Raw genomic sequence first — 24,793 nt, 5'->3', positions numbered from 1 at the left:
CACATTGATGTTGATAAGCCATTGTTTCCGCGAGTATTAATGCTTTCGTAATAAGTTGTTACAGGTTTGGCGGGCTCCTTGCAGAACCACCAGCACCCCTTCATGACTGCGAGGCGGCTGGTGATGAACACGAAAGCGCGTTTCTCCTTCAAGTGGTTTGGCCTGCTGACGCCGCTGGGCGTCCTGCTGACAATGACGCTGGGCACAGCGACGCTGCGCGCCAGCCCGATCGATGACGAGCGACAGCCAGAGCCTTCCGACCCCTCGGCGTATTACGACGAACCGGCCGACGAACCGGCAGCCCTCAACGCCATACTGACCATGCCGGAAGCCAACGAGGATGCCTTCGATCTGCCGGATGGGGTCAAAGGCAGCCGCGACACCCCGCGCCAGGAAAACATCCTGCCACCGACGGTGCAGACCAGTTTCAACTACCCCACCAACGGCAAGCCCAGCCCGCTGTTCGGCGCCCAACCCTTCACCCAGCAACTGGCGCTGTTCGAAGAGTTCGGGCCGGAGAAGCTCGACCCCACCACACCGGCGGCACCCTTGCCGTTTCCACCGGCGGCGATTGGCCCGCTGCCGCAACAGGACCCCACCAGTGCAGCTCGCAGCGCACCGCCGAGCGCGGCCCTCGATGCGTTCATGCGGCAACCGGGCCTGACGCCGTTCCCCAGCCAGTTCTCCAACGTGGTGGACCGCAACCCCTGGCAGGCGCAGATCGAGTACTTCCTCAACCGCCGCATTGGCTCGTCCGCCGAAGGTCGCCCGCCGGGAAAGGGTTGGTCGCACCAGCGCTGGAACGAGTTTTACCCGCAAATGGCCTACAAGACCGTACAGACCGGGGTCAGGACCAATACCGGCTGGCGCGACAGCCATCAGATGCACGGTTATGCCGTGGGTGAGTTCGGGCCCGGCGGCCTCTATCACAACGTGGCCGGCATTCCGGCGACCGAGGGCACGGCCCGGGGCGTCGATGCGCGAATCCACCCGAACATGCCGGTGCAAAACCACAATTCGGTGTGGACCTTCGACGGCACCTTGCCGCCCAAGCTGTTGATGGTGCGATACGGCCAACCGGTGTTGATGCGTCACTACAACGGTTTGCCCATCGATCCGTCGGCCAACATGGGGTTTGGCCTGCACACCATCAGCACCCACGAACACAACGGCCACGCCCCGGCGGAAAGCGACGGCTATGCCAATGCGTTCTTCTTTCCCGGCCAGTACTACGACTACCGCTGGCCGATACAGCTGGCCGGCTACGACAGCATCAACACCAAGGCCGAGGACCCGCGCGCGGCATTCCCCTGCGCACCGGGCGAAACCCTGTGGACCAATGACATGACCCCCAGCCGCAAGACCTGCGACCACGGCACCATCAGGATTCGCGGTGACTGGCGCGAAACCATGAGCACCCACTGGTTCCACGACCACATGCTCGATTTCACCGCGCAGAACGTCTACAAGGGCAACGCGGCGATGATGAATTACTACAGTGCCCTGGATCGCGGCAATGAATCGGTGAACGACGGCGTCAACCTGCGCCTTCCCAGCGGCAGCGCCTTGCCATGGGGCAACCGTGACTACGACGTCAACCTGGTGTTCGCCGACAAGGCCTGGGATCAGGCTGGCCAACTGTGGTTCAACCCGTTCAACACCGACGGTTTCCTCGGTGACCAGATGCTGGTCAACTGGCAGTGGAAACCGACCCTGGATGTGCGCGCACGCAGCTATCGGTTCCGCATCCTCAATGGCTCGGTGTCGCGTTACTTCAAGCTGGCGCTGGTGCGTGAAATCAAGGGCAGCAGCGGCGAGTTCCAGGGACCCAAGGGCTCGGGTGTGTCCTATGCCCGGGTGCCGTTCCACATGATCGCCAACGACGGCAACATCATGGAGCACAGCGTGCCGTTCGACGGCAGCATGGACCTGGACGCCGACGGTGATAAGCAGAACCACAACGCCATCCTGCCGACCCAGGGCATCGCCGAGCGGTTCGACATCATCGTCAACTTCGCGAAAAACGGGATCAAGCCCGGCGACAAACTGTTCTTCGTCAACCTGCAGGCGCACGACGACGGCAAAGGCCCCAAAGAGGTTATTTCCCTGGCCGATCTGCTTTCCGAGAAATACCTGGCGGTGATCAAGCAGACCAGCAAGGGACCGCAGTGGGACAGGGGCGATCCGGCGGTGGGCAAGGTGCTGCAACTCAACGTCAAGGCGTACACCGGCCAGGATCTGGCGATGGATCCGGCGGCGTATGAACCGGCCAAACCCGGCAAGGCCGAAGGCCTGGTCATGATCCCGCTGAAAATCCACCGCGACAACGCCGCCGACAAGCAACTGCTGGCCAAGGCCCGCCACCGGACTTACATCTTCGGCCGCTCCGACGGCACCGATGAAGCACCATGGACGGTCAAGACCGACGGCGGGTTCGGTTTCCACATGGACCCGCGGCGCCTGAACACCGCGACCAAACTGGCCAGCGGTCCGACCGATGCCGGCGCCAGTGGTTTGGGCACCCTGGAAGTGTGGAACATCAAGGCTGGCGGCAAGGGCTGGAGTCATCCGGTGCATGTGCACTTCGAGGAAGGCATCATCCTCAGCCGGGGCGGCAAGGCCCCTCCGGAATGGGAAAAGTGGGCACGCAAGGACGTGTACCGTATCGGCTCGGAAAACGATGGGCTGGACAGCGTCGAAATGGCGATCAACTTCCGCGAGTTCGCCGGGACGTACATGGAGCACTGTCACAATACCCAGCATGAGGACAACTCCATGCTGCTGCGCTGGGACCTGGAGAAACCCGGTCAGTTGCAATTGATGCCGACACCGCTGCCGAGCTGGGATGGCGTGCGCTATGTCAACTCTGCCGCGCTGCCCACCTTCCGCAATGGCGACGGCTTCGGCCCGCAAGTGCAGGTGAAAAAATGAACCGGGCGCGCGCCGACAGGGCGCTGTCGACGCCGCGTTCCCGTGCCCTGGGCATGCACCTGGTCCTGGTACTGGTGACCTGCCTGCTGGCGACTCGTGCCCTGGTGGCCCATGACGGCGCACTGGCGCCGACGCCATCGGCGACGCCCTGGGGCGAGGATTATTTCCCCAACACCCTGCTGACTGACCAGGACGGTCGGCAGGTGCGGTTTTTCGACGACCTGATCAAAGGCAAAGTGGTGGTGATCAACTTCATCTTCACGTCGTGCAGCGATTCCTGCCCGCTGGAGACCGCGCGCCTGCGCCAGGTGCAAACCTTGCTGGGGGACCGGGTTGGCCAGGACATCTTCTTCTACTCGATCAGCATCGACCCGCTGAGCGATACCCCGCCGGTGCTCAAGGCTTATGCGCAACGTTTCAAGGTCGGGCCGGGCTGGCGCTTTCTGACCGGTGAGTTCGAGGCCGTCACCGACCTGCGCAAAAAGCTCGGGCTGTTCATCGAGGGCGTCGACAACGGTCGCAACAAGGACCACAACCTGAGCCTGATCGTCGGCAACCAGGGCACCGGACGCTGGATGAAAGCCTCGCCGTTCGAGAACCCGTGGATCCTCGCCGACCAACTGGCCAACACCTTGCAGAACTGGACGCAGGCCAGTGCCGAACAAAGCTACGCCAATGCCCCTGAAATCCGCCCGCCGAGCAATGGTGAAGAGCTGTTCCGCACCCGTTGCGCGTCGTGCCACAGCCTTGGGCCGCAGGACGGGCAGGGCATCGGCATGCGCAGTATTGGCCCGGACTTGATTGGCGTGACGCGCCAGCGTGACCCGGCGTGGCTCAACCGCTGGATTCGTGAGCCGGATCGCCTGTTGGCCGAGAAGGACCCCATTGCCACGCAGCTGTTCGAGCGTTTCGAGCAGATCCCGATGCCAAACCTGCGCCTGGATGAGAACGCGGCGCAGTCCATCATCGAGTTCCTGGAGGAAGAAACCGAACGCCAGCAACCGTTGCAGGCGGCGCAGGTGCCATAGCGGCTAAATACAATCATTGAGGCCGTCGGGTTCGATCAATGCCACCTACACTGATCCGAAACGCCACGGGAAATGCCTTACGTCACACTCGGGACCTTTCCATGCAGATACTCGAACAACACCAAGTACCTGCCTCGCCAAAACCGCCGCCAGCCGCCGAGGGCATTGGCTTGCGGGGGCAATTCAACCTGCTGCGCTGGTTTTCCCTGGGCAGCTTTTTGATCATCGCCGGTGTGGCGCTGGCGCTGGGCTACATTTCCACGCGTTTCGTGGTGCAAGAAAGTATCGAGCGCGATTCCATGCTGACCGCGCAATTCGTCCAGGCCATCGGCGCGGCTGAAATCCGGCATGCCTCGATCAACCCGAACAGAACCATTGGCGAAATGCTCGACCCGCGCGAAGACAACGCCTATCCGGATGTTTCTGCACAGGCCAGGGCTTCTTCGCGCGGTGAGTTTCTCGATCATGTCGAGCACCTGCCTGACCTGCTGCTGGCCACGGTGTATGCCCAGGACCGAACGGTGGTGTGGTCGACCAACCCGGAACTGATCGGTGTGCGTATCGAGGACGACGAGGAGCTGGACGAGTCCTTCGAAATGAAGGAACCGGTGTCCACCAGCTACCACGAGATCGACGAAGAGCGTCCCGAACAAAGACTGTTGCGGGAACCGGAATACCTGTTCATCGAGAACTACATCCCGATGTTCAACGCCGACAAAAGCAAAGTGATCGCAATGGTGGAGATCTACAAGGAACCGGTGGACCTGGTGGCGAGAATCCAGCGCGGTTTCAAGACGACCTGGTTCGCCACGCTGCTGGGCGGGGCCGCCATTTACTTCGGGCTGTTCTGGATCGTGTGGCGTGCCGCCAAGCTGCTGGAAAGTCAGCAGAAGCAGTTGATCAACAATGAAACCTTTGTTGCCCTCGGGGAAATGTCTTCGGCGGTAGCCCACAGCCTGCGCAACCCGCTGGCGAACATCCGTTCCAGCGCCGAACTGGCCCAGGAAGTCGCCAGCCATGGCGCGCAGAAGAATATCGGCGACATCATCAACCAGGTCGATCGCATGTCGCGCTGGGTACGTGAGCTGCTGGTGTCGTTGCGGCCGATGAATGAGGACCAGGAAACGGTGGACCTGGTGCTGGCCATCGATGACACCCTGTGCGCCTTCGAGGCGCTGATCAAACGCTGCGGCGTCGAAGTGCGCTTCACGCCGATGGCCTGTACGCCGGTCGTCAGCCAACAGGTGCTGCTGACGCAGATTCTCAATAGCCTGTTCGCCAACGCCCTGGAGGCCATGCCCAAGGGCGGCGTGCTGAGCATCGAGATCGAATCGCAACACCCGGGCCATTTGCGCATGACCCTGAGCGATACCGGCAAGGGCATGAGCCGGCAACAGCAGCAAATGGTCTTCAAGCCTTTTTTCACCACCAAGCAAGGCGGTCTGGGCGTGGGCCTGGCCCTGGTCAAAAGAATCATGGAACGCTTTGACGGCTCGGTCGAACTGGCCAGCCAGGAGCAGGAAGGAACCCGCGTCAGTCTCAATTTTAAAGTGGCAACGGGAGAGGATCATGGAGCACAGCATTCTACTGGTCGAGGATGACGAACTCCTCGCCGAGAATATTCAGACCTACCTGGAGCGTAAGGATTTCGAGGTGACGGTCTGTCACTCGGCGGAAGAAGCGCTGGAGCAAATGCGTACGTTCGCCCCGGACGTGGTGCTGACGGACAACTCGCTGCCGGGCATGAGCGGTCACGATCTGATCCAGAAGCTGCGCATCAGCGCGCCGGACCTGAAAGTGATCATGATGACCGGCTACGGCAACGTCGAGGATGCCGTGGTGGCGATGAAAGAGGGCGCGTTCCACTACGTCACCAAACCGGTGGCGTTGCCCGAACTCAAGCTGATGCTGGACAAGGCCCTGGCCACCGAACGCATGGAGCGCACACTGTCGTTCTATCAGGAGCGCGAGGCGCAGAAGTCGGGGGTGCAGGCGTTGATCGGCGAATCGGCGCCCATGCTGTACCTGAAAAACACCATTGGCCAGTTGCTCGACGCCGAGCGCCGCATGGCCAACGCCGATTTGCCACCGGTGCTGGTCGAGGGCGAAACCGGCACCGGCAAGGAACTGGTGGCCCGCGCCCTGCATTTTGACGGGCCGCGCAGCAAGGGGCCGTTCATCGAGTTCAACTGCGCCTCGATTCCGTCCAACCTGCTGGAGTCGGAACTGTTCGGCCACGAGAAGGGCGCATTCACCGATGCCAAGGACCGCCGGGTCGGGCTGGTGGAGGCGGCTGACGGTGGAACGTTGTTCCTGGATGAAGTGGGGGAAATGGACCTGCTGCTGCAAGCCAAGCTGTTGAAGCTGCTGGAAGACCGGACGATTCGGCGGGTCGGTTCGGTCAAGGAACGCAAGGTCGATCTGCGGGTGATCAGTGCCACCAACTGCAACCTCGAACAGATGGTCCAGCAGGGCAAGTTTCGCCGCGACCTGTTTTTCCGTCTGCGCATCATCTCGATCAAGGTGCCGCGCCTGTACGCCCGTGGCGAAGACATCCTGTTGTTGGCCCGGCATTTCCTCGCCATCCACGGCAAGCGCTATGGCAAGCCGAACCTGCATTTCAGTGACCAGGCCGAAGAGCTGATGCTGGGCTACAGCTGGCCGGGCAACGTGCGCGAACTGCGCAACATGCTCGAACAAACGGTATTGCTGGCCCAGACCGATAGCATTGCTGCGCACCAGTTGAACGTGTGCCTGAGCCTGATGGATGAACCGCTGGTGATGCCCGAGGTGCCCCGCAGCGAACCCCGCCCGGCCTACAACGGCAGCGAGTCGATGAACCTGCCGGAAGTGGAGCGCGACATGGTGCGCAAGATGCTCGACAAGACTGACTGGAACGTCACCAAATCCGCGCGTCTGCTGGGCCTGAGTCGCGACATGCTGCGTTACCGGATCGAAAAGCTCGGCCTTGCGCGCCCGGACAAGCGTCAGTGGTAGACCGCCGTGGCCTTTTGGCTGAGGCACGCCAGCAGGCAGGTCGGGTCGATCACCTCCTGATTGACGTAGACCCCGCGCTCTGCGTCGTAGGTACGGATGAACACGCGCACGGTGGCGTCCGCGACCGTTGGCAGGCGTGAGTCGGAAAACGCGTGCTGGCTGGAAATCGGAATGAAATCCTGCGGTGCCGTGGGAATGTACGAACCGGGCGGCACTGTGCTCAGGCTGGGTGGCGCGGGATGGGCGAACGGCTGGTTGTCCCCGTAGTAATTGAACTCGCTGCTGTATTCGGACGTTGGCGTCAGGCTGTCGTCCGCGTGAGCGTTGAGGCTGAGGGTGAGGGCGAACAACAGCGTCAAAGGGGTGTGTTTCATGGCTGCACCTGTGAAATCGGTTTTCCCGCTTTTCCCCAAGGTCATTAACTATAGCTGGCGAGCGCGGGAAGTGCCGGCTTACAAGATTGCAACAAACACCCGATGGGCTTATCAAAAGCGCTGATCTAGACTCGGGCCGGTCAACCCACCGTCCCATTCTGGAGCGTGCAAATGGAAATGCCCTCAAACGCCAACGCTGTCGCCAGCAACCGCGATGCCTGGAACGACTCCGCCCGACACCACAAGAACAACCCCGAATGGCCGGCACTGCTGGAGTCCGTGACCCTGGCTGATTTCTCCTGCCTGGACGCCACCTTGCACGGTGTGTTGGAGCAACTGGGCGTCGAGGGCAAGGCCGTGGTGCAACTGGGCTGCAACAATGGCCGCGAAAGCCTTTCGCTGTTCGCACTGGGCGCGCGCAGTGTGGTGGGGGTGGATCAGTCGGCGGCGTTTCTCGATCAGGCGCGGGAGCTGGCGTCCCGCTCGCCGCACGTGCCCGAATTCATCGAGGCCGACATCCATCATCTGCCGGAGGCACTGCACGAGCATTTCGATGTGGCGCTGATCACCATCGGCGTCTTGAACTGGATGCCGGACATCGGCGAGTTCTTCCACCACGTCGCACGCACCCTCAAGCCGGGCGGCGCGCTGGTGGTGTACGAAACCCATCCGTTCCTGGAAATGTTCGACCCCGAAGCCGACGACCCCTATCACCTGGCCACTTCTTACTTTCGCCGCGAGCCGTTCGTGCAGGACCAGCCAATCGTCTACGAAGGCAAGATCGAACAACCGGCTGCGACGTCCTACTGGTTCGTTCACACCCTGAGCGACATCTTCACCGGCGCCATGGCGGCGGGCTTGCAGATCAGCCACTTCAAGGAGTACCCGCATTCCAATCGCGAAGAACTCTACGACCGCTATCAACAACGGGCAGCGCAGTTGCCGCTGTGTTTTACCTGGGTGGCGGTGAAGCGCTGAGCCGGATCGATACCGGCGGGAACGGGTAGACGGCCAGTGTTCACGAAGCCCATTGCAGGCGCGAGCTTGCTCGCGGGGGTCGTCGATGACGCGGACTGCCCGAGTGTCCGCGTTGTCCGGGCGTTATTCGCGAGCAGGCTCGCTCCCACAGGGGATCTGTTGTGGAGGCGGGGTCTGCGTTCAACGCAGTCGTATAGCGGCGGCAGGTGGCGCCCGGCTTGCAAACATCTAGTGAGCCGAGTGATTTACCGCATGACCAGGTTGTGCGTAGAGATCAAGTCCAAGTGCATGAACAACTTTCAAAACGGTATCGAAGCGAGGTCTTGCACCGGGCGCGAAGGCTTTGGACAGGTTTTCGCGACCCATTCCCGAATCCTTGGCAATTTGTGCCATGCCTCGAGCTTTTAAAACGTAGCCGATCGCTCGAAGAAACTCCTCGTTATCGCCATCTGCCAGAACTTGGGAAAGGTACTCGCTGATCGCGTCGTCACTGTCCAGCAGTGCTGCCATATCGAAAGTAGTCAACGTCTGGCTCATGCTCAAACCTCCCTTGCCAATTTTTTCGCCCGCTTGATGTCAGCTGTCTGCGAGGATTTGTCTCCCCCCACAAGCAGTAAAATCACGACGTTGTTCCGTAGGGTGAAGTAAACCCGATAGCCGGCACCGACGTCCACGCGCATTTCGGATACACCGTCACCCACCGATTTGACATCCCCTAGATTACCCGCAGAAGCCCTGTCGATGCGACGCGCTATAGCAACCCTCGCCCGCAAGTCGCGTATTGAAGTGTGCCATTCGGCGAAGCGTGTGGTTTGTCGAACAAGATAATTCATGGCTTGAAGGTACCCATTCGGATACGTGAGATCAGTCAGGCCGTTCGCTCGCTTCGAGTCTTTCTTCCTGGCTGTTTGTGGGACGTTTGCGTCTTGCATTGAGTGTCCGGAGCACCGGTGCGTCACTCCGTACCGCAATCGTCAACGGACAAAACCTGCGTCGGCCCGCTATCCTTTGGCCCACGCTTCTCAATCGGGTGTCCCATGCTTCAGGTCCAAGGCGTTTACAAAAGCTATGCCACCGCGCAAGGTCCGCTGCCGGTGTTGCAGGGGGTCGACCTGACGCTCAAGCCCGGCAGCAGCCTGGCGCTGATGGGGGAGTCGGGCAGCGGCAAGAGCACGTTGCTGCACTTGATCGCCGGGCTGGACAAGGTCGATCGCGGCAGTATTCGCAGTGGCGAGCACCGGCTTGAACAGATGAATGAGGCTCAACTGGCGAACTGGCGGCGCACTGAAATCGGCCTGGTGTTCCAGCAGTTCAACCTGATCGGCAGTTTGCGTGTGGAGGACAATCTGGCGTTCCAGGCGCGACTGGCCGGGCGTCACGATGCGCGCTGGCACGCCCATTTGGTCCAGCGTCTGGGATTGGCTGATCTGCTGCGGCGTTATCCGGAGCAACTGTCTGGCGGTCAGCAGCAGCGGGTGGCGCTGGGTCGGGCATTGGCGGCGCAACCCAGGTTGCTGCTGGCCGACGAACCCACTGGCAGCCTCGATGAAGCCACCAGCGATGAAGTGCTGAAGTTGTTGCTGGAGCTGCTCGACGACAGCCCGACGACCTTGCTGATGGTCACTCACAGCCCCAGCGTGGCGGCGCGACTGGCGGACAAAGTGGTGTTGCACCGTGGTCGCCTGGCCGACGCGGACGAGCGCTGAGGTGCGGGTATTTTTCCAGGCATTGCGTGCGCTGCTCAGCCATTGGCGGCGCCACCCGGTGCAGTTGTTCAGCGTGCTGACCGGTCTGTGGCTCGCCACCGGCCTGCTGACCGGTGTGCAGGCGCTGAACAGCCAGGCGCGGGACAGTTACGCTCGTGCCAGCCAGTTGATCGGCGGTGAGCCCCAGGCCAGTCTCAGTGCGCCTGCGGGCGGCACGTTCTCCCAGGCATTGTTCATCGAGCTGCGTCGTATGGGCTGGCCCGTGTCCCCGGTATTGCAGGGGCGGGTGACACTCAAGGGCCATGAAGACCAGCGTCTGCAACTGATGGGCATCGAGCCGGTGTCGTTGCCGGCCGGCTCTGCGGTGGCCGGGCAAGCCATGGCCATCGAGCGGATCGTCGACTTCTTCAGCCCTCCGGGCACCACCTGGATTTCCCCCCAGACTTTGCAGGCGCTCGGTTTGCGCGAGGGTGAGCGGCCTTCCAGCGTGAGCGGTGAGCCCTTGCCGCCGCTTCAGGTGCAGGCCGACATGGCTCCCGGTGTGTTGCTGGTGGACATCGGTTTTGCCCAGCAGCTTCTCGGGCTGCCAGATCAGCTGTCGCGGCTACTGCTGCCCAGGGATTTCAGCACGCCCTTGCCGGACTCGCTCAAGGGGCAGTTGCAGTTCAGGAGCAGTGGTGAAGAGAACAACCTGTCGCGTTTGACCGAGAGCTTCCACCTGAACCTCGACGCCTTGGGCTTTCTTTCCTTTGTCGTCGGTCTTTTCATTGTTCACGCGGCCATCGGCCTGGCGCTCGAACAACGTCGCGGCCTGCTCCGGACCCTGCGCGCCTGCGGCGTCAGCGCACGCAGGCTGATCGCTTGCCTGGCCGTCGAGCTGGGGCTTCTGGCGTTGATCGGCGCCCTGGCCGGCGTGGTGAGCGGCTATCTGCTGGCCAGCGTGTTGTTGCCCGATGTCGCCGCCAGTCTGCGGGGCCTGTACGGCGCCGAGGTGCCGGGGCAGTTGAGCCTGAGCCCTGGGTGGTGGCTCAGCGGCGTTGGTCTGAGCCTGTTCGGCGCATTGCTGGCCGGTGCCAGCAGCCTGCTGCGGGCGGCGCGTTTGCCACTGCTGGCCCTGGCCGACCCGCAGGCCTGGCATCAAGCCCATGCCCGCTGGTTGCGGCGCCAGGGCGGGGTCGCGCTGCTGGCCGGTGGGATTGCCTGGCTGGCATTGACGTTTGGCGACAGCCTCGCCAGTGGCTTCGTGCTGATGGCTGCGCTGCTGATCGGTGCCGCGCTGGCGTTGCCGGTGCTGCTCAACACGCTGCTGAACCTGCTGTTGCAGCGCCGTCGTTCCGTGCTCGGGCAGTGGTTCCTCGCCGATTGCCGCCAGCAATTGCCGGCCCTGAGCCTGGCGTTGATGGCGCTGCTGCTGGCCCTGGCGGCGAACATCGGCGCGGGCAGCATGACCGCCGGCTTCCGCCAGACCTTCAGTGACTGGCTCGAACAGCGGTTGACTGCCGAGCTGTATGTGAACCCGCAAAACCCGGCCCAGGCGGTGGCGTTGCAGGCCTGGCTCAAACAGCAGCCGTCGCTTGCGGCGGTGTTGCCCAACTGGCAGGTGTCGATCCAGCTGCAAGGCTGGCCGGCGGATGTGTTTGGCGTGATCGACCACCCGACGTATCGCCAGCACTGGCCGTTGCTCGAAGCCCTGGGCGATAACCCGTGGGAACGACTGGCCAAGGACGACACGCTGATGCTCAGCGAACAACTGGCCCGGCGCCTGAACGTCCGCCTGGGCGAACAGCTGGCACTGCCCACGCCGACCGGCACATGGTCGCCACGAATCGTCGGGATCTATGCCGATTACGGCAATCCGAAAGGGCACATTCTGGTCAACGCCGATCACCTGCTGCGCGGCTGGCCGCAACTGACGCCGAATCGTTTCAACCTGCGCATCGAACCCGCATTGATCCCGGCATTCCTGAACGCCCTTCAGGCCGCTTTCGCCCTCGACGACAGCCGCATTGTCGACCAGGCCCGGCTCAAGGGCTGGTCCACCCAGGTATTCGAGCGCACCTTCGCCGCGACGGCGGCGCTCAACAGCCTGACGCTTGGCGTCGCCGGCGTGGCGCTGTTCATCAGCCTGCTGACCCAGAGCCAGAGTCGACTCGGACAACTTGCGCCGCTGTGGGCGCTGGGGGTGACCCGTCGGCAACTGATGCTGCTCAACCTCGGCCAGACCTGGCTGCTGGCGGTGCTGACGCTGGTGCTCGCCTTGCCACTGGGCATCGCGCTGGCGTGGTGCCTGGACACGGTGATCAACGTGCAAGCGTTCGGCTGGCGCCTGCCCTTGCGGCTGTTCCCGCTGCAACTGGCGCAGTTGATGGGGCTGGCATTGCTCGCGACCTTGCTGGCATCGGCGTGGCCGCTGTATTCGCTGTACCGCACGCAACCGGCGGACTTGCTGAGGACGTTTGCCCATGAGGATTAAGTGCGTCGCTCTGTGCGGGCTGATGCTGCTGATGAGTGGCTGCGATGACTCGGCACCGGTTGAAAAGGGCTTCGCCGGACTCGGTGGTGAAGCCACCACCTTTACCCCGGTGGTGCCTGGCCGGGCATTCAGTTTTCCGGCGGATCACGGTGCCCATGAAGGTTTTCGCATCGAGTGGTGGTACGTCACCGCAAACCTCAAGGACGATCAGGGGCACGAGTTTGGCGTGCAATGGACATTGTTCCGCAGTGCGCTGAAAGCCACGCCGGAAGTGGCGGGGTGGGGTAACCAGACGATCTGGCTCGGCCATGCGGCAGTGACTTCGGCGAGCGTGCACCACGCGGCCGAACGTTATGCCCGGGGAGGCGTCGGCCAGGCCGGGGTGAGCCTTCAACCGTTCAGCGCCTGGATCGACGATTGGCGCTTCGCCAGCCTGGGCCCCGACGGCCTGGATAATCTGCAACTCAGCGCCCGGGACAAGGGCTTCAGCTACACGCTGCAATTGACGACCGACCGTGCCCCAGTGCTCCAGGGCGACCAGGGTTTCAGCCAGAAATCCGAACAGGGCCAGGCGTCGTACTATTACAGCCAGCCGTTTTTCCAGGCCCGCGGTACGCTGGAAATCGATGGCAAGGCGTATCAGGTCAGCGGCCCGGCGTGGCTGGACCGTGAGTGGAGCAGCCAGCCCCTCACCGCCAACCAGAGCGGGTGGGACTGGTTTTCCCTGCATCTGGACAGCGGCGAACGGGTGATGCTCTACCGCATGCGCCAGAACGAGGGCGAGCCCTACCTCACCGGTACCTGGATCGACGCGCAAGGGCGCACCCAGTTATTGCACGCCGCTGACATCAGCCTCACACCGCAAGGCTTCGAGCCGGTGGCCGGGCGCTCGATGCCTGTGCGCTGGTCCATCAGGATTCCCGGCAAGCAGCTCGACCTCACCACCACCGCGCTCAACCCCAATGCCTGGATGAACCTGCGCATTCCCTACTGGGAGGGCCCCGTGCGCCTGAGCGGCAGCCACGCGGGGCAGGGCTATCTGGAAATGACTGGCTACTGAGGCGGAACTCTCGGCGGTACGGCGTCCTCCTAATTGAACCAGCCCATTCACCGGAGCCGTCATGAGCGATGACCTCAAAGCCCCCGACCTGGCCGCGTGGCAGCGTCTGTTCGACGACCAGGCCTACTGGCAACAATCCCCTGACGCCCATTACGCCGAACTGGTGCGCGTGGCGGACGATTTGCTGGGGCAGGGCGCCATCGACCTGGAGCAGTGGCAGTCCCTCAAGGACAAGGCCAGGCAATCCCACAAGGATTCACCTGCCGTGAACGTCAGCCATGAAGTCGACGACCCCGAATCCTGAGGATAAATCCCATGAAAAGCCAATCCCCCGACACCTCCAAACACCCCGACGAACCGCGCCCGCCCGGGGAGGTCGAGCGCGACAATGATGCCCTGCGTCCTACCGATCCGACCCGGCGCAAGGACAGCGGTAAAGGCACCGCCAGCGGAGAATCCACGGCGCAGGAAACGGCTCGCAACGGTTGAACCGACAGCGAAGTAATGCTGAGTCGGTGTTTTTAGCCAATGCTCAATACTGGAATCGAGCATTGGCCTTATAACTTTCGAGTGTTCTTGTACATCTTTCGTACAAGTTTTATCGATCGTTATGGTCGAACAGGTGAGTTTAAGTGGTGTATGTAAGTCATATTTTTGATGACATTTAATTAATGCTCAGTAAATTTCATGTTATTGGCACGGACATAACAGGGAAGTTGCATTAAAATACTCGCCGTTCGCCCAGTGGCGGGGCTCTTTACCGGTGCAAGGATTGCCAAGGCCATTACACTGGGCGAACACCTCTCTCGCCGTTATTTACCCATGGACATCTCTGTCCTTGCGGTAATTCTCAAATAGCCGAACTGTTTTAAGTATTGCGCAATATTGTGCGCAATATCGCTGTGCAATTCGGCGGTCACTCGCAAAGGCGAAGTTTTTGTAGCCGCTAGTTGATCGTGCAAGTGTGCTCCCCAGAGCCTGTTGAAAATAACTCAGCCCGTGGTGACAGTTGGACATGGATGCAAATGACACCGGCCAGCAGCGCTGACCGATGCATGAAACCGTCCTGCTGAATCAGGTGACAGGGTTACGCCAGTCGTCGGAGCCGGTAGTGCCGCTTATTTCGTGGGTCCAGTAGATTTTTCGGTAGGTGAATTGCAGCTCTTCCATGTGGGTGAAGTGCGCCCCCGTGGCGTCCTGGCAGTCGTGCATCTTGTTGTTGATGGCGACGAGAATCGCGTCCTCCAGCTTGGTGGTGTAGTAGTGCTCTCGGGTGCCCGTTGCTGAAATCCGAAACCAGTTGAGCACCACTTCGGTCAGCACTTCGCCAGTGGTCAGGGAGGTTTGCAGCAAGGGCGAAGCCTTGTCGAATACCTTGGTCACGACGAGTGGCTGGTGTACACGCTGACCCGTGGGCTGGCCGGACTGCGGATCCCGAGGGATGATGATGTCATGGGTGACCGACTGGACCATGACTTCATCCTTGTGGGCTTCCTGGAAGCCGTTGCCCACCGAGTCGGCGGTCGAGGCGTTTTCGGTGATCAGGCCCTGTTTCTTGCCAGTGATGGACATGTACGCGGGTATTGCCATGGATTCTCTCCCTGAATCAGTGAAGTTGCCCGGAAGGCGGTATGGCCTCCGGGGAGCATCACCGTTATCAAGGTCCATGCCAGCCCGGTCGTCAGCCTTTCAGATCAGGGTGTTGTGCTGATTGTTCGTGGGCGCGACGCTGTTCAGGCGACGATCATTCAGGTAATGCGCGCAATCGCCTGCGCAGCGCAGCGCAATTACCAACGCACTGTATGGCTGGTCAGATAAACCCGGCGTTGTGTGTTGAAACCGCGCCAGGCAGTGGATTGATCGTGTGAGTTCTTGCACATCAAGGCGGCAGGCCACCAATGAGGTGTGCGGTTGCAACGAACGGCGCTGCGAGGTGGTCGAATCCAGCGCCGAACACATTCCCTGAATTCAAGGAGCGCGACATGAAAATCCTGATGGTTTTGACGTCTCACGATCAATTGGGTGACACGGGCAAGAAAACCGGCTTCTGGCTGGAGGAGTTCGCCGCACCCTATTTTGCTTTCAAGGACGCCGGCGCGCAGCTGACGCTGGTTTCACCCAAGGGTGGCCAGCCACCCCTGGACCCCAAAAGCGACGAGCCGGATGCACAAACCGCTGCCACAGACCGCTTTCGCAAGGATTCCGCAGCCCAGTCCGCATTGGCGAGCACCGCATTGCTGAGCAGCGTGCGCGCTGAAGATTATGATGCGGTGTTCTATCCGGGCGGTCATGGTCCGCTGTGGGACCTGGCCGAAGACAAGGCTTCGATTGCCTTGATCGAGGCGCTGTACGGGGCGGGCAAGCCGGTGGCGTTGGTCTGCCATGCGCCGGGGGTATTGCGCCATGTGAAAGGGGCGGACGGCCAGCCCCTGGTCAAGGGCAAGCGCGTCACGGGCTTCACCAATTCCGAAGAAGAGGCGGTGCAACTGACCCAGGTGGTACCCTTCCTGGTGGAAGACATGCTCAAGGAGCGGGGCGGGATTTACTCCAGGGGCGATGACTGGGCCAGTTATGTGGTGACCGATGGTCTGCTGCTGACCGGGCAGAACCCGGCGTCGTCCGAAGCCGCGGCGCAGGCGTTGTTGGCGAAGCTGAAAAAGTAGACTCGGGCCTGACCTGCGGGCTGCCTGGAAGCCCGCAGTGCCAGGGCGTTTCTCGCGAGCAGGCTTGCGTCTACAGCCCCAATGCTGCGAAGCATTCCTCGATCGACCGGCGCTGGGTCTCGGCATACAACCCCAGTTCATCAAGGGTCGTTCGCCCCAGCGCCTGTTCGAAAGCGTGCTGGTTCGAGTGCTGGCCGTAGTGGGTTTGCGCCGCATCCCCCAGGTTTGACTGAAAAATCCCCGCCGCACTGACGGGCAGGAAATCTTCGTATACCAGCGGCTCGGCCGTCACATAGCCGAGGCTGAGCAACGCCTCCAGCGTCACGCAGCGACGTTCGCCTGAAGCCAGGCCTTTCTCCGTGACCCTATAGCGAAAGTACGCCAGTTCCTGTTGGCGCATGCCATCGAGGGTGTCAGGGAATTCGCCGAAGTGTTGCGTCATCAACGCGTTGTAGCGTTCGGCGTTGGCCTCGTTGGGGAAGTCCTTGAGTTCGTCGCGGGCGGCATTGAGCAAACGGTCGTAGAGCGCTCGTCCCTTGGGGGTGAGGGCGGCACCGCGCTGTTCGATTTCGCCGAAGCGGGCGCTGTGGCTGCCGTGGCTGTGGGGTTGATCGGTGAACGCGACAGGCTCGTCCAGCGCCTTGAAGCTGGTCTGGCGCAGCAGGATCGGGCATTGGCGGCGCGGCGGTCCTTCGATCACCGCTTTGGGCGTGATGCCGTGGGCCGGCATTTGCGCCTGAACGATGTCGATGTCCAGCGTCCGAGGGGTCAGGTGGTTGATGTGCGGCCCCTTGAATGCCACCACATCGGCAATCAGGCGATGCTGCGCGCTGAGCTGGCGGTACTGTTCGGCGGTCACGGTGGCGCTGTGGTGCCAGCGGAAGGTTTCCAGTGCCTGCAGGACAAACGCCTCGGCGTCCGGTTCGCTCAGTCCGCCTTCGGATTCGGCGCGTTCGATGAGCGTCAGCGCCATCGGCGTGAAGATCGAGCGCTTGTCCAGGACCGACTGGGCAAAGGCGCGCAGCTCCCGGTCTTCGATCAGTTCCAGGCGCAGCAGCGAGGTGAACACCCGGAACGGGCTGACCTGCAACGCCTCTTCATGCACCGCGCGAAAGGCGGTGGAATGCACCGGCACGCCGGCCGGGGTGAGGTCGTAATAACCCACCGGCTGCATGCCCATGACGGCGAACAACCGGGCCAGGGTGGCCAGTTCTGCCGCCGTGCCAACGCGGATGGCGCCGTGGCGTTCCATGTCCAGGCGCTGGATTTCACCGGTGTTGTTCAATTGCCGGGCGACTTGCGGGTCGCTGTCCAGCACGTGGCGGTTGGTCTGCTCCACCAGCTCCATCAGCGCGCCGTACAGCGGCACTTCTTTGCGGTACATGTCGGACATCGCTTTGGAAAAGCGTTGGCGGATCAGGTCAGGGCTGACAAAGTTCGAGTGGCTCATGCAGGAATTCCAGGCGCAGTGACGGGAAGGATGTGCAGAAAGATCGCAGCCTTGCGCGACGCCGACAAACGAAGAATCTTACGAACTTCATTCTGCAAAGGACTGATCGATCAATGCATCCGTTGATCCTGTGGGCTCTCCAGGCGCTGGGATGCCAAAAACTCCCGATACAGCCGTGCTGAACCCGCCGGGGCCTCGACCATCGGCATGTGCCCGACGCCTTCCCAGATTTCCACCCGCAGGTCCTCGATGCCTTTGCTCCAGATGGCCACGCTGCTGACGTCGATCAGGCGGTCCTTGCGTCCCCACAGCAACAGTGCCGGACATTTGATCTCGGCCAGCCTCGGTTCCATGGGCGGGCTGGCGCGAAAATCCCTGAAGATTTCTTCCAGCTCGTCCCGGGACTGTTCGTAGCGCTGGGCAATGGCGTCCAGCACCACGCCCGGCACCCACGGCGGTTCTGCCATGGTCATGGCGTAGAAACGGCGGAACTCTTCACGGGAGTTGATCAGGAACGGGTTGTGGCCCTTGGCCAGATGGCGCTCCAGGTCGCTGGCCTCGGGGGCGGTGACGCCCGCCGGGTCGATCAGCGCGACCGAGGCGATGCGCTCCGGATAGGTCGCCGCCAGCCATGCAGCCATGTAACCGCCCATCGAGTTGCCGATCACGTGCACCTTCTCGACACCGCAGACGTCGAGCAGCTGGATCATGCGCTTGGCCTGCAACGGAATGTCATAACCGCCGCCGGCCTTGAAACCGGTTTCCCCATGCCCGGCGATGTCGGGAATGATCACCCGGTAAGTGCCGACAAAATGCCGGGCGAAGCGCAGCCAGATGTTCTTGTCCGCGCTGTAGCCATGCAGCATCAGCACACTGCTCGAGGCTTCATAGGGGCCGCCTTGCCAGGTCGACACCGTCATTTCGGCGATGGGCACGACAATCTTGTGCAGCCGGTACAACCTGGCCTCGGCCGCCATGTTCAGGTCATAGAGCCAGTAACCGATGGCCGGGTAGCTCAACCAGCTCCAGGCGATGAACACTGCAATCACGACAACCAACAAAAGCATCAGGTGTCTCCCTTCTCTCTGATCAAGACAGAATGTGATCGGCGGGTTTCAGCGCCCGGGTCAGTTGGTGGTAGCTGAAACTGAACCCGGGAAACATGGCGATCACATGCCCACTCCGGCTTTGATACCAGCTGTGGCAGCCACCGGACTTCCACACCGTGCGTTCCATTTCCCGGTGGATCATTTCAGTGTAGGTACGTTCTGCCTCGGGGCGAACTTCGATGCTGCGCAACCCCTGTTTTTTCACCGTGCGGATGCAATCGAGGATGTAGTTCATCTGGGATTCGATGATGAACAGCGCCGACGTGTGGCCGATGCCGGTGTTGGGGCCGGTGACGATGAACAGGTTGGGGAAGTCCGGCAGGCTGGTGCCCAGGTACGCACGAGGGTAGGTGGCCCAGAATTCCCGCAGTTGCTTGCCGTTTTTTCCGCTGACCGGGTAGGAAATCACCCCGTCAGTGGCGTCGTAACCGGTGGACCAGACGATCAGGTCCACATCGATGTGCTGCCCATCCTGGGTATTGATGCCGGTTTCGTCGATGGACGCGATGCCCTGTTCGCGGCTGTGCAGCGTGACGTTGGAGCGGCCGAGAGCGGGGTAGAGGGTGCTGGACACGATGACCCGCTTGCAGCCGATGGCGTAGTCCGGTGTCAGTTTTCGTCGCAACTGTGGATCAGGCACTTGCCGCTTGAGGAAGCGCAGGGCGTGTTGCTGGACCAGGCGGATCGCCGGTTTCGAGTACTTGAAGGCGATGACCCGGGTTTCGAACTGCCAGTAAATCATCCAGCGCAGCAGCTTGTACGCCGGTTTCAAGCCGAGCAGCCAGCGCTGCACCGGTCCGAAGGCGCGGTCGGCCCGTGGCAGCACCCAATGGGGCGAGCGCTGGAACACATGCAGATGCCCGACGTCCGGGGCAATGGCCGGGATCACTTGGGCGGCGCTGGCGCCGCTGCCGACGATGGCGACACGTTTTTGCCGGTAATCGTAGGAGTGATCCCAGTGATTGGTGTGAAACGTCTTGCCCAGAAAGCGTTCCTGGCCTTCGAAGTGCGGGATAACCGGTTGGCTCAACGGCCCGGTGGCGTTGATCAGGAAACGGGCACGGAAGGTGCCCTTGCTGGTGGTGTGGACGATCCAGTGTCTGGCGTCGTCGTCCCACTTCACCCGTTCGACATTCGCCTCCAGTTCCACCTTGTCCCGCAAACCAAAGCTGTCCACGACATGCTGCGTGTAGCGGTGCAGCTCTGCCTGGCCGGCGAACATTTGCGTCCAGCGATAGGGGGCGAAGGACAGGGAGTAAAGCGGCGAGGGCACATCGACGGCAGCGCCGGGGTAGGTGTTCTGGCACCAGGTGCCACCGAAAAAGTCCCGCCGCTCCAGCATCCGGAAGTCATCGATACCGGCCTTGAGCAAATTGACCGCCGCGCACTGACCACCAAAACCGCTGCCGATGATCAACACCTGGAAAGTCTGCATGGGCGTCCTTTTTATCGTTGTCTGTTGAGTTTCCCTCTTCATGTATAGCCGAACGTTTGACCCGTGCGTCGCGGTAATACCCTGGTATTCGGACCGCCCGCCGGTGATAGCTATTTGATGTTGCCCTGTTAGACTGCCTGCACCGCTCAAAAACCTGGCGCAGAGGTTCCTATGAGCAAAGCGGGAGGAAGGGGGCTATTACTGGCCAGGAGGCTTTACACCTCGCGGACCCTGGGACTGGCCTTGGGGTTGTTGTGTGTAGGCGTGGCGATGTACCCGCTCGACCCGGCGCCATGGGTTTGGGGATTGATGATCTTCAATGGTGTTTTGTGGCCGCATGTCGCTTACCAATGGACGTGCCGTTCACGGGCTCCCTTTCGCGCCGAACACCGAAATCTGCTGGTGGACGCCTTTCTGGGCGGGGTCTGGGTCGCTGCGATGCAGTTCAACCCGCTGCCGAGCGCGGCAACGCTGGCCATGATGGCGATGAACAACGTCGCGATTGGCGGCCTGCGGTTCATGCTGTTCGGCGCGGTCGCGCAAATCCTCGGGATCGCTATCGGTTACGGGGTGTTTGCACCGGCCTTCATTCCTGAAACCAGTCAGCTTCAGCTGTATGCGTGTCTACCGTTGCTGTGCCTGTATCCACTGGCCCTGGGCTGGATCTGCTTTCGCCAGGCCAATACGTTGGGCCGGCACAAGCGCGAGTTGCTGGCGCTGAGTCGAACCGACAGCCTTACCGGCCTGCTCAATCACGGTGCCTGGAAAGATCAGCTGGACATCGAATACCAGCGTTGCAAACGCCAGCACCGGGGCGGGGCGATTGCGCTGATCGACATCGATCATTTCAAGGCCATCAATGACACTCACGGCCATGTCGCCGGAGACAGGGTGCTGCGCCAGTTGAGCAGGATGCTCAGGCAGAACCTGCGGGCCACCGATGTGGCCGGGCGCTACGGCGGCGACGAGTTTTGCCTGATCCTTCCGGACCTGGCGCTTGATCACGCGGCCAGCGCCATGGAGGCCCTGCGTGATCGCTTCGCCACCCTCGATGACGCCCAGAGCCCGGCGCTGAGCGTCAGTCTGAGCATTGGCCTGGCCGCCTGGAAGCCGTCCTGCGCCGACGCGACGCAATGGCTCGACGAGGCCGACCGGGCGCTCTATGAAGCCAAGAGCACCGGACGCAATCGAGTTATTTGCAGCGGCGATCACAAGCCTCGTCAAGAGGTGTTCGATCCAGTGTGACAGCAGAGCAGTTCCCTTTGTGGGAGCGAGCCTGCTCGCGATGAGGACATTCGCTCAGCCCGCGTCATCATTGACGTCCATCGCGAGCAGGCTCGCTCCCACGAGGATCATGAACGGATGTTATTCCTTCACGCTCATGAATTCTTCCGCGTAACGGATGTATTCCTCGGGCTGCGTGTAGGTGTGGGTCAGCTCTGTGGCGCTCAGGTCGGACGCCTGGGTGAAGATCTGCCGTTGTTCGCGCAAGCTGTCGTAAGTCGCCTTGATCGCTGCGAAATAGGCCCCGTGCCCGTCGATGACCACGCGCACACCCAGTTCCGCCAGACGATTGTCGTCGCGCAGCAGCGGGTTGCCGTAGGTCACCAGCATCAGCGGCACGTTCAGGTGCTCGGCGATCTGTTCCAGGTGATCGAAATCACGTACGCCGACCATGCAGATGCCGTCTGCACCGGCGTTCTGGTATTGCTGGGTGCGGCTGATGACTTCCTGCACCGGCAGGATCCCGGCGTTGGTGCGCGCGACGATGGCCATTTCGGTATCGACCCGGGCTTCCAGGGCGGCGCGGATCTTGCCGACGCCTTCGGCGACGCCGATCAAGTCGGTGGACTTGCGGCCGAATTGCGCCGGCAGCAGCGTGTCTTCGATGGTCAGGGCCGCCACGCCGGCGCGTTCCAGCTCGACGATGGTGCGCATCACGTTGAGGGCATTGCCGTAACCGTGGTCGGCGTCGGCGATGAACGGCAACTGGGCGACGCGACCGATACGGGTGGCCTGCTCGGCGAATTCGCTGAGGGTGATCAGGGCGAAGTCAGGGGCACCCAGTACCTGCAGCGAGGCCACCGAGCCGCCGAGAATCCCCACTTCAAAACCCAGGTCCGCGGCGATGCGTGCCGACATCGGGTCGAAGACCGATGCAGTGTGATAGCACTTGTTGGAAGCGAACAACTCACGGAAGTTACGGCGCAAATCCTGATGGGAAAGCCTGGACATATAAGTTCCACCAATACAAAGGAATGGAAAGGCTTGAGCAAGAGTGTCAACGCCGAAGACCCAAAAGGCTATCACGCAACGGGGGCAATTATGATGACGAATTTGCAGGACGATTCATTTGATTGCCCTCCAGTGGAAGAGGGCGGGCGCCTCACGCGGCGACCGCTTGCGGCTGAGACCGAAGCAACGGCACCGCGCGAACCGAATCGCCGGGCTGCAGTTGCAGGCGTTTGGCGGTGAGCCGATCGACCACCAGGCCGTTGCCCGCCAGCCTCGCGGGGGCGGCGGTGATACGGCAGTTCTCCAGGCGGCGATTGTGGATCAGCCAGATCGGCGCCTGATCGTCCGGGGTTCCGATGGCCAGGACCAGCGCCTGGCTGTCCCGTACGCTGCGGATCTTCGACAGGGGCGCCTCGATCACCGGGCCGGCGTCGAAGATGTCGATGTAGCCTTCGTGGGTAAAGCCTTCGGCGGTGAGGATTTTCAGCGCTGGCTCGGTGTTGGGGTGTGCCTTGCCGATCACCGCCTGGGCCTGTTCGGTGAGCAGGCAGGTGTAGAGCGGCTGGCGTGGCATCAGTTCGGCGATGAAGGACTTGCTGCCCAGCCCCGACAAATGGTGGGCGTGATTGAAATCCATCTTGAAAAAGTGCCGACCCAGGCTGTCCCAGAAGGGCGAGCACCCTTGTTCATCGGCTCTGCCACGCAACTCCGCAATGAGTTTTTCACCGAACAGGTGGGGGAACTCGGCCACGAACAATAAACGCCCCACGGACAGTAACCGGCCGTGACTGCCCTGGCGCTGATCGGGGCGCAGGAACAACGAGCAGATTTCCGATTGGCCGGTCATTTCATTGTTGAGGAACAGTGTCGGGATCTGCCGCTGGATGCCCAGGTCGGGCGATGAACTGACGGTCACCCCGACCCGGTAGTTGTACCAGGGCTCGCGCAGCCCGATGGCCCCCGTCAGGGCACTGATGCCCAGCACCTGCTGATCGTCGTCCTCGAGCACGAACAGGTAGTCGGCGTCGGCCCGCTCGATCTGTCCGGCGAAGGCCCGTTGTGTCCAGCGCAAGCGATGGGCCAGGCGTTCCTCGCTGGCCGGCAGGGTGGTCAACACCGGACCGGCTTGCCGCGCCAATGCCAGCAGGGCGGGCAGGTCAGTGATTTGCGCCGGGCGGACAATCATGATGCGCTTCCTTGCACGGGTGATCGAGCGCTCACAGGGCGATCACCCGTACCGGGCTGCCGTCGCTCACGTTCAGGGCGGTGCACATCTCGGCACTCAGGGCCACAGGCTGGCCGGGGCGGTAGTCCAGATCGGCGACGATGGCACGATAGCCCTTCAACGCATCGTTACTGACCAGGTAGCGGCCGCGCGCATCGAGGGTATCGCTCAGGATGACGGTGCCGGTCTGGCTGTGCGCAATGGAACGGATGTCGGCCAGACGCGCGTGCAAGGTCGGGCCGCCGTCGAACAGGTCGATGTAGCTGTTGGTCTCGAACCCTTCGCGCTCGAGGATATCGAAGGCATCCTGGCCATCGGGGTGGATGCGGCCAATACAGTCCTGGGCCGACTGGGGCAGCATCGGTACGTAGATCGGGTATTGCGGCATGAGTTCGGCCAGGAACGCCCGGCTCTCGAGCCCGCACAGACGCTCGGCCTCGGCGTAGGGCAGGTCGAAGAAGTGCTTGCCCAGCGCGTCCCAGAAGGGCGAGTGCCCCTGATCGTCGCTGTAGCCGACGATTTCGGTGATCACCGCTTCGGCAAAGCGCCGGGCATGGGCGGCGATGAACATCAGTCGCGCCCGGGACAGCAATTCTGAAGCCGGCGAGCGCACCAGCGCCGCATCGATGTGGAAACCGCGCAGCAGGGTGTGGCCGTTGAGGTCATGACACAGCGACAGTGCCGGCACACCATGTTCGATGTTCAGTTCTCGCGAGGCACTGGTGAAGTGGCGGTTGCGCAGGCTGTAGAAAGGTTCGTCGAAACCGGCCGTGGCGAGGATTTCCGAACAGCCCGCCAGGTGCCGGGTCGCCAGGTCTTCCAGAACGAAGAAGTAGTTTTCCGGGCCATGGGTCCGCACGTCCTGATCGAACGAGGTACAGGAATCGAGAATTCGCTCGCGCAAGCGTTCGGCATTGTCCGGCAGGGACGTGACGCCGACCAGGCTGTCGTGAGCCAGTCGTTGCAACTGCGGCAGGTCCGTTAACTCCACTGGGCGTATGACCAGCATGGATGCACTCCTGTATCAAAGGGTTCGGCGTTCGGCACGAACCTGACTATCACTGTCGGTTTCCACGCGTTGAATCGGCGGTTGCTCGAGGGTTGTCCAGCGCCGCTCTTTATTGATCAG

22 protein-coding genes are annotated in these 24,793 nt (G+C 61.9%); 12 read left to right on the top strand and 10 right to left on the bottom strand.

Going from position 1 to position 24,793, the window contains the following annotated elements:
* Nucleotides 1–123 precede the first annotated feature (123 nt).
* From ACM6IM_RS10200 to ACM6IM_RS10185, 4 genes are all read left to right on the top strand, one after another.
* Nucleotides 124–2,931 carry a multicopper oxidase domain-containing protein gene (locus ACM6IM_RS10200; RefSeq protein ID WP_414865047.1) on the top strand — a complete coding sequence of 936 codons (2,808 nt, stop codon included), beginning with the start codon at nucleotides 124–126 and terminating at the stop codon, nucleotides 2,929–2,931.
* A complete protein-coding gene (locus tag ACM6IM_RS10195) occupies nucleotides 2,928–3,959 on the top strand; it encodes an SCO family protein (RefSeq protein ID WP_414865046.1) in 1,032 nt (343 codons plus the stop codon). Before ACM6IM_RS10200 ends, ACM6IM_RS10195 begins: the two co-directional genes overlap by 4 nt.
* A gap of 101 nt (nucleotides 3,960–4,060) precedes the next feature.
* A complete protein-coding gene (locus ACM6IM_RS10190; protein ID WP_414865045.1) occupies nucleotides 4,061–5,560 on the top strand; it encodes a sensor histidine kinase in 1,500 nt (499 codons plus the stop codon).
* Complete coding sequence (locus ACM6IM_RS10185) at nucleotides 5,529–6,956, top strand: sigma-54-dependent transcriptional regulator (protein ID WP_192301589.1); 1,428 nt, start codon at nucleotides 5,529–5,531, stop codon at nucleotides 6,954–6,956. The genes ACM6IM_RS10190 and ACM6IM_RS10185 overlap by 32 nt, the downstream gene beginning before the upstream one ends.
* Here ACM6IM_RS10185 and ACM6IM_RS10180 read toward each other — a convergent pair.
* Nucleotides 6,947–7,330 (bottom strand): hypothetical protein, encoded by a 384-nt coding sequence (locus tag ACM6IM_RS10180; RefSeq protein WP_201189059.1) that lies wholly within the window; start codon nucleotides 7,328–7,330, stop codon nucleotides 6,947–6,949. The genes ACM6IM_RS10185 and ACM6IM_RS10180 overlap by 10 nt on opposite strands.
* A 171-nt stretch (nucleotides 7,331–7,501) precedes the next feature.
* On the opposite strand from ACM6IM_RS10180, the gene ACM6IM_RS10175 reads away from it, so the two are divergent.
* Nucleotides 7,502–8,308, top strand: coding sequence for a class I SAM-dependent methyltransferase (locus tag ACM6IM_RS10175; RefSeq protein ID WP_414865044.1), 807 nt, complete (start codon nucleotides 7,502–7,504; stop codon nucleotides 8,306–8,308).
* A 228-nt stretch (nucleotides 8,309–8,536) separates the two neighbouring features.
* Here ACM6IM_RS10175 and ACM6IM_RS10170 read toward each other — a convergent pair whose 3' ends face one another.
* Nucleotides 8,537–8,845: an addiction module antidote protein gene (locus ACM6IM_RS10170; protein WP_192301586.1), complete on the bottom strand. Its 309-nt coding sequence runs from the start codon at nucleotides 8,843–8,845 to the stop codon at nucleotides 8,537–8,539.
* A gap of 2 nt (nucleotides 8,846–8,847) precedes the next feature.
* Nucleotides 8,848–9,141: a type II toxin-antitoxin system RelE/ParE family toxin gene (locus tag ACM6IM_RS10165; protein WP_414865488.1), complete on the bottom strand. Its 294-nt coding sequence runs from the start codon at nucleotides 9,139–9,141 to the stop codon at nucleotides 8,848–8,850.
* Nucleotides 9,142–9,345: 204 nt separating this feature from the next.
* Between ACM6IM_RS10165 and ACM6IM_RS10160 the strand changes: the two genes are divergently transcribed.
* From ACM6IM_RS10160 to ACM6IM_RS10140, 5 genes are all read left to right on the top strand, one after another.
* On the top strand, nucleotides 9,346–10,014 hold the full coding sequence (locus tag ACM6IM_RS10160; RefSeq protein ID WP_414865043.1) for an ABC transporter ATP-binding protein: 669 nt from the start codon (nucleotides 9,346–9,348) through the stop codon (nucleotides 10,012–10,014).
* 1 nt (nucleotide 10,015) lies between these two features.
* On the top strand, nucleotides 10,016–12,487 hold the full coding sequence (locus ACM6IM_RS10155) for an FtsX-like permease family protein (RefSeq protein WP_414865042.1): 2,472 nt from the start codon (nucleotides 10,016–10,018) through the stop codon (nucleotides 12,485–12,487).
* Nucleotides 12,477–13,547, top strand: coding sequence for a lipocalin-like domain-containing protein (locus ACM6IM_RS10150; protein WP_414865041.1), 1,071 nt, complete (start codon nucleotides 12,477–12,479; stop codon nucleotides 13,545–13,547). The genes ACM6IM_RS10155 and ACM6IM_RS10150 overlap by 11 nt, the downstream gene beginning before the upstream one ends.
* A gap of 61 nt (nucleotides 13,548–13,608) precedes the next feature.
* Entirely contained in the window at nucleotides 13,609–13,851 is a 243-nt protein-coding gene (locus tag ACM6IM_RS10145) for a hypothetical protein (RefSeq protein WP_201189049.1), read from the top strand.
* A gap of 11 nt (nucleotides 13,852–13,862) precedes the next feature.
* The gene (locus tag ACM6IM_RS10140; protein ID WP_192301581.1) at nucleotides 13,863–14,036 is read left to right on the top strand and encodes a hypothetical protein; all 174 of its coding nucleotides are present in this window, start codon (nucleotides 13,863–13,865) and stop codon (nucleotides 14,034–14,036) included.
* A gap of 585 nt (nucleotides 14,037–14,621) precedes the next feature.
* Here ACM6IM_RS10140 and ACM6IM_RS10135 read toward each other — a convergent pair.
* Nucleotides 14,622–15,137, bottom strand: coding sequence for an Hcp family type VI secretion system effector (locus ACM6IM_RS10135; RefSeq protein ID WP_192301580.1), 516 nt, complete (start codon nucleotides 15,135–15,137; stop codon nucleotides 14,622–14,624).
* A gap of 392 nt (nucleotides 15,138–15,529) precedes the next feature.
* On the opposite strand from ACM6IM_RS10135, the gene ACM6IM_RS10130 reads away from it, so the two are divergent.
* Nucleotides 15,530–16,210, top strand: coding sequence for a type 1 glutamine amidotransferase domain-containing protein (locus tag ACM6IM_RS10130; protein WP_201189047.1), 681 nt, complete (start codon nucleotides 15,530–15,532; stop codon nucleotides 16,208–16,210).
* A 70-nt stretch (nucleotides 16,211–16,280) separates the two neighbouring features.
* Here the strand turns inward: ACM6IM_RS10130 and ACM6IM_RS10125 are convergent, their stop codons facing one another.
* The 3 genes from ACM6IM_RS10125 to ACM6IM_RS10115 form a co-directional block, all read right to left on the bottom strand.
* A complete protein-coding gene (locus ACM6IM_RS10125) occupies nucleotides 16,281–17,660 on the bottom strand; it encodes a VOC family protein (protein WP_414865040.1) in 1,380 nt (459 codons plus the stop codon).
* 110 nt (nucleotides 17,661–17,770) lie between these two features.
* Complete coding sequence (locus tag ACM6IM_RS10120; RefSeq protein ID WP_192301577.1) at nucleotides 17,771–18,727, bottom strand: alpha/beta fold hydrolase; 957 nt, start codon at nucleotides 18,725–18,727, stop codon at nucleotides 17,771–17,773.
* A gap of 22 nt (nucleotides 18,728–18,749) precedes the next feature.
* Nucleotides 18,750–20,204, bottom strand: coding sequence for a flavin-containing monooxygenase (locus tag ACM6IM_RS10115; protein WP_414865039.1), 1,455 nt, complete (start codon nucleotides 20,202–20,204; stop codon nucleotides 18,750–18,752).
* Between the two features lie 171 nt (nucleotides 20,205–20,375).
* On the opposite strand from ACM6IM_RS10115, the gene ACM6IM_RS10110 reads away from it, so the two are divergent.
* Nucleotides 20,376–21,449, top strand: a complete 1,074-nt coding sequence (locus tag ACM6IM_RS10110) for a diguanylate cyclase (RefSeq protein ID WP_414865038.1) — start codon at nucleotides 20,376–20,378, stop codon at nucleotides 21,447–21,449.
* Between the two features lie 120 nt (nucleotides 21,450–21,569).
* Here the strand turns inward: ACM6IM_RS10110 and ACM6IM_RS10105 are convergent, their stop codons facing one another.
* The 3 genes from ACM6IM_RS10105 to ACM6IM_RS10095 all read right to left on the bottom strand — a co-directional run bounded on the left by ACM6IM_RS10105 (nucleotide 21,570) and on the right by ACM6IM_RS10095 (nucleotide 24,673).
* A complete protein-coding gene (locus ACM6IM_RS10105) occupies nucleotides 21,570–22,439 on the bottom strand; it encodes an isocitrate lyase/PEP mutase family protein (protein WP_414865037.1) in 870 nt (289 codons plus the stop codon).
* Nucleotides 22,440–22,590: 151 nt separating this feature from the next.
* The gene (astA, locus tag ACM6IM_RS10100) at nucleotides 22,591–23,625 is read right to left on the bottom strand and encodes an arginine N-succinyltransferase (RefSeq protein WP_414865036.1); all 1,035 of its coding nucleotides are present in this window, start codon (nucleotides 23,623–23,625) and stop codon (nucleotides 22,591–22,593) included.
* Nucleotides 23,626–23,656: 31 nt separating this feature from the next.
* On the bottom strand, nucleotides 23,657–24,673 hold the full coding sequence (locus tag ACM6IM_RS10095; RefSeq protein ID WP_201189037.1) for an arginine N-succinyltransferase: 1,017 nt from the start codon (nucleotides 24,671–24,673) through the stop codon (nucleotides 23,657–23,659).
* Nucleotides 24,674–24,793 lie beyond the last annotated feature (120 nt).

Source organism: Pseudomonas sp. IT-P12 (genome assembly GCF_949767465.1).
In the GTDB taxonomy this organism is placed as follows: domain Bacteria; phylum Pseudomonadota; class Gammaproteobacteria; order Pseudomonadales; family Pseudomonadaceae; genus Aquipseudomonas.
This window is presented reverse-complemented; position numbering and strand designations above follow the sequence as displayed.

Bases quoted from the DNA above. Each gene is read 5' to 3' on its own strand.
- ACM6IM_RS10095 (WP_201189037.1), bottom strand. From the start codon at position 24,673: ATGCTGGTCATACGCCCAGTGGAGTTAACGGACCTGCCGCAGTTGCAA.
- ACM6IM_RS10200 (WP_414865047.1), top strand. From the start codon at position 124: ATGAACACGAAAGCGCGTTTCTCCTTCAAGTGGTTTGGCCTGCTGACG.
- ACM6IM_RS10150 (WP_414865041.1), top strand. From the start codon at position 12,477: ATGAGGATTAAGTGCGTCGCTCTGTGCGGGCTGATGCTGCTGATGAGT.
- ACM6IM_RS10165 (WP_414865488.1), bottom strand. From the start codon at position 9,141: ATGAATTATCTTGTTCGACAAACCACACGCTTCGCCGAATGGCACACT.
- ACM6IM_RS10125 (WP_414865040.1), bottom strand. From the start codon at position 17,660: ATGAGCCACTCGAACTTTGTCAGCCCTGACCTGATCCGCCAACGCTTT.
- ACM6IM_RS10175 (WP_414865044.1), top strand. From the start codon at position 7,502: ATGGAAATGCCCTCAAACGCCAACGCTGTCGCCAGCAACCGCGATGCC.
- ACM6IM_RS10190 (WP_414865045.1), top strand. From the start codon at position 4,061: ATGCAGATACTCGAACAACACCAAGTACCTGCCTCGCCAAAACCGCCG.
- ACM6IM_RS10140 (WP_192301581.1), top strand. From the start codon at position 13,863: ATGAAAAGCCAATCCCCCGACACCTCCAAACACCCCGACGAACCGCGC.
- ACM6IM_RS10170 (WP_192301586.1), bottom strand. From the start codon at position 8,845: ATGAGCCAGACGTTGACTACTTTCGATATGGCAGCACTGCTGGACAGT.
- ACM6IM_RS10135 (WP_192301580.1), bottom strand. From the start codon at position 15,137: ATGGCAATACCCGCGTACATGTCCATCACTGGCAAGAAACAGGGCCTG.
- astA (WP_414865036.1), bottom strand. From the start codon at position 23,625: ATGATTGTCCGCCCGGCGCAAATCACTGACCTGCCCGCCCTGCTGGCA.
- ACM6IM_RS10145 (WP_201189049.1), top strand. From the start codon at position 13,609: ATGAGCGATGACCTCAAAGCCCCCGACCTGGCCGCGTGGCAGCGTCTG.
- ACM6IM_RS10110 (WP_414865038.1), top strand. From the start codon at position 20,376: ATGAGCAAAGCGGGAGGAAGGGGGCTATTACTGGCCAGGAGGCTTTAC.
- ACM6IM_RS10120 (WP_192301577.1), bottom strand. From the start codon at position 18,727: ATGCTTTTGTTGGTTGTCGTGATTGCAGTGTTCATCGCCTGGAGCTGG.
- ACM6IM_RS10105 (WP_414865037.1), bottom strand. From the start codon at position 22,439: ATGTCCAGGCTTTCCCATCAGGATTTGCGCCGTAACTTCCGTGAGTTG.
- ACM6IM_RS10185 (WP_192301589.1), top strand. From the start codon at position 5,529: ATGGAGCACAGCATTCTACTGGTCGAGGATGACGAACTCCTCGCCGAG.
- ACM6IM_RS10115 (WP_414865039.1), bottom strand. From the start codon at position 20,204: ATGCAGACTTTCCAGGTGTTGATCATCGGCAGCGGTTTTGGTGGTCAG.
- ACM6IM_RS10130 (WP_201189047.1), top strand. From the start codon at position 15,530: ATGAAAATCCTGATGGTTTTGACGTCTCACGATCAATTGGGTGACACG.
- ACM6IM_RS10180 (WP_201189059.1), bottom strand. From the start codon at position 7,330: ATGAAACACACCCCTTTGACGCTGTTGTTCGCCCTCACCCTCAGCCTC.
- ACM6IM_RS10160 (WP_414865043.1), top strand. From the start codon at position 9,346: ATGCTTCAGGTCCAAGGCGTTTACAAAAGCTATGCCACCGCGCAAGGT.
- ACM6IM_RS10195 (WP_414865046.1), top strand. From the start codon at position 2,928: ATGAACCGGGCGCGCGCCGACAGGGCGCTGTCGACGCCGCGTTCCCGT.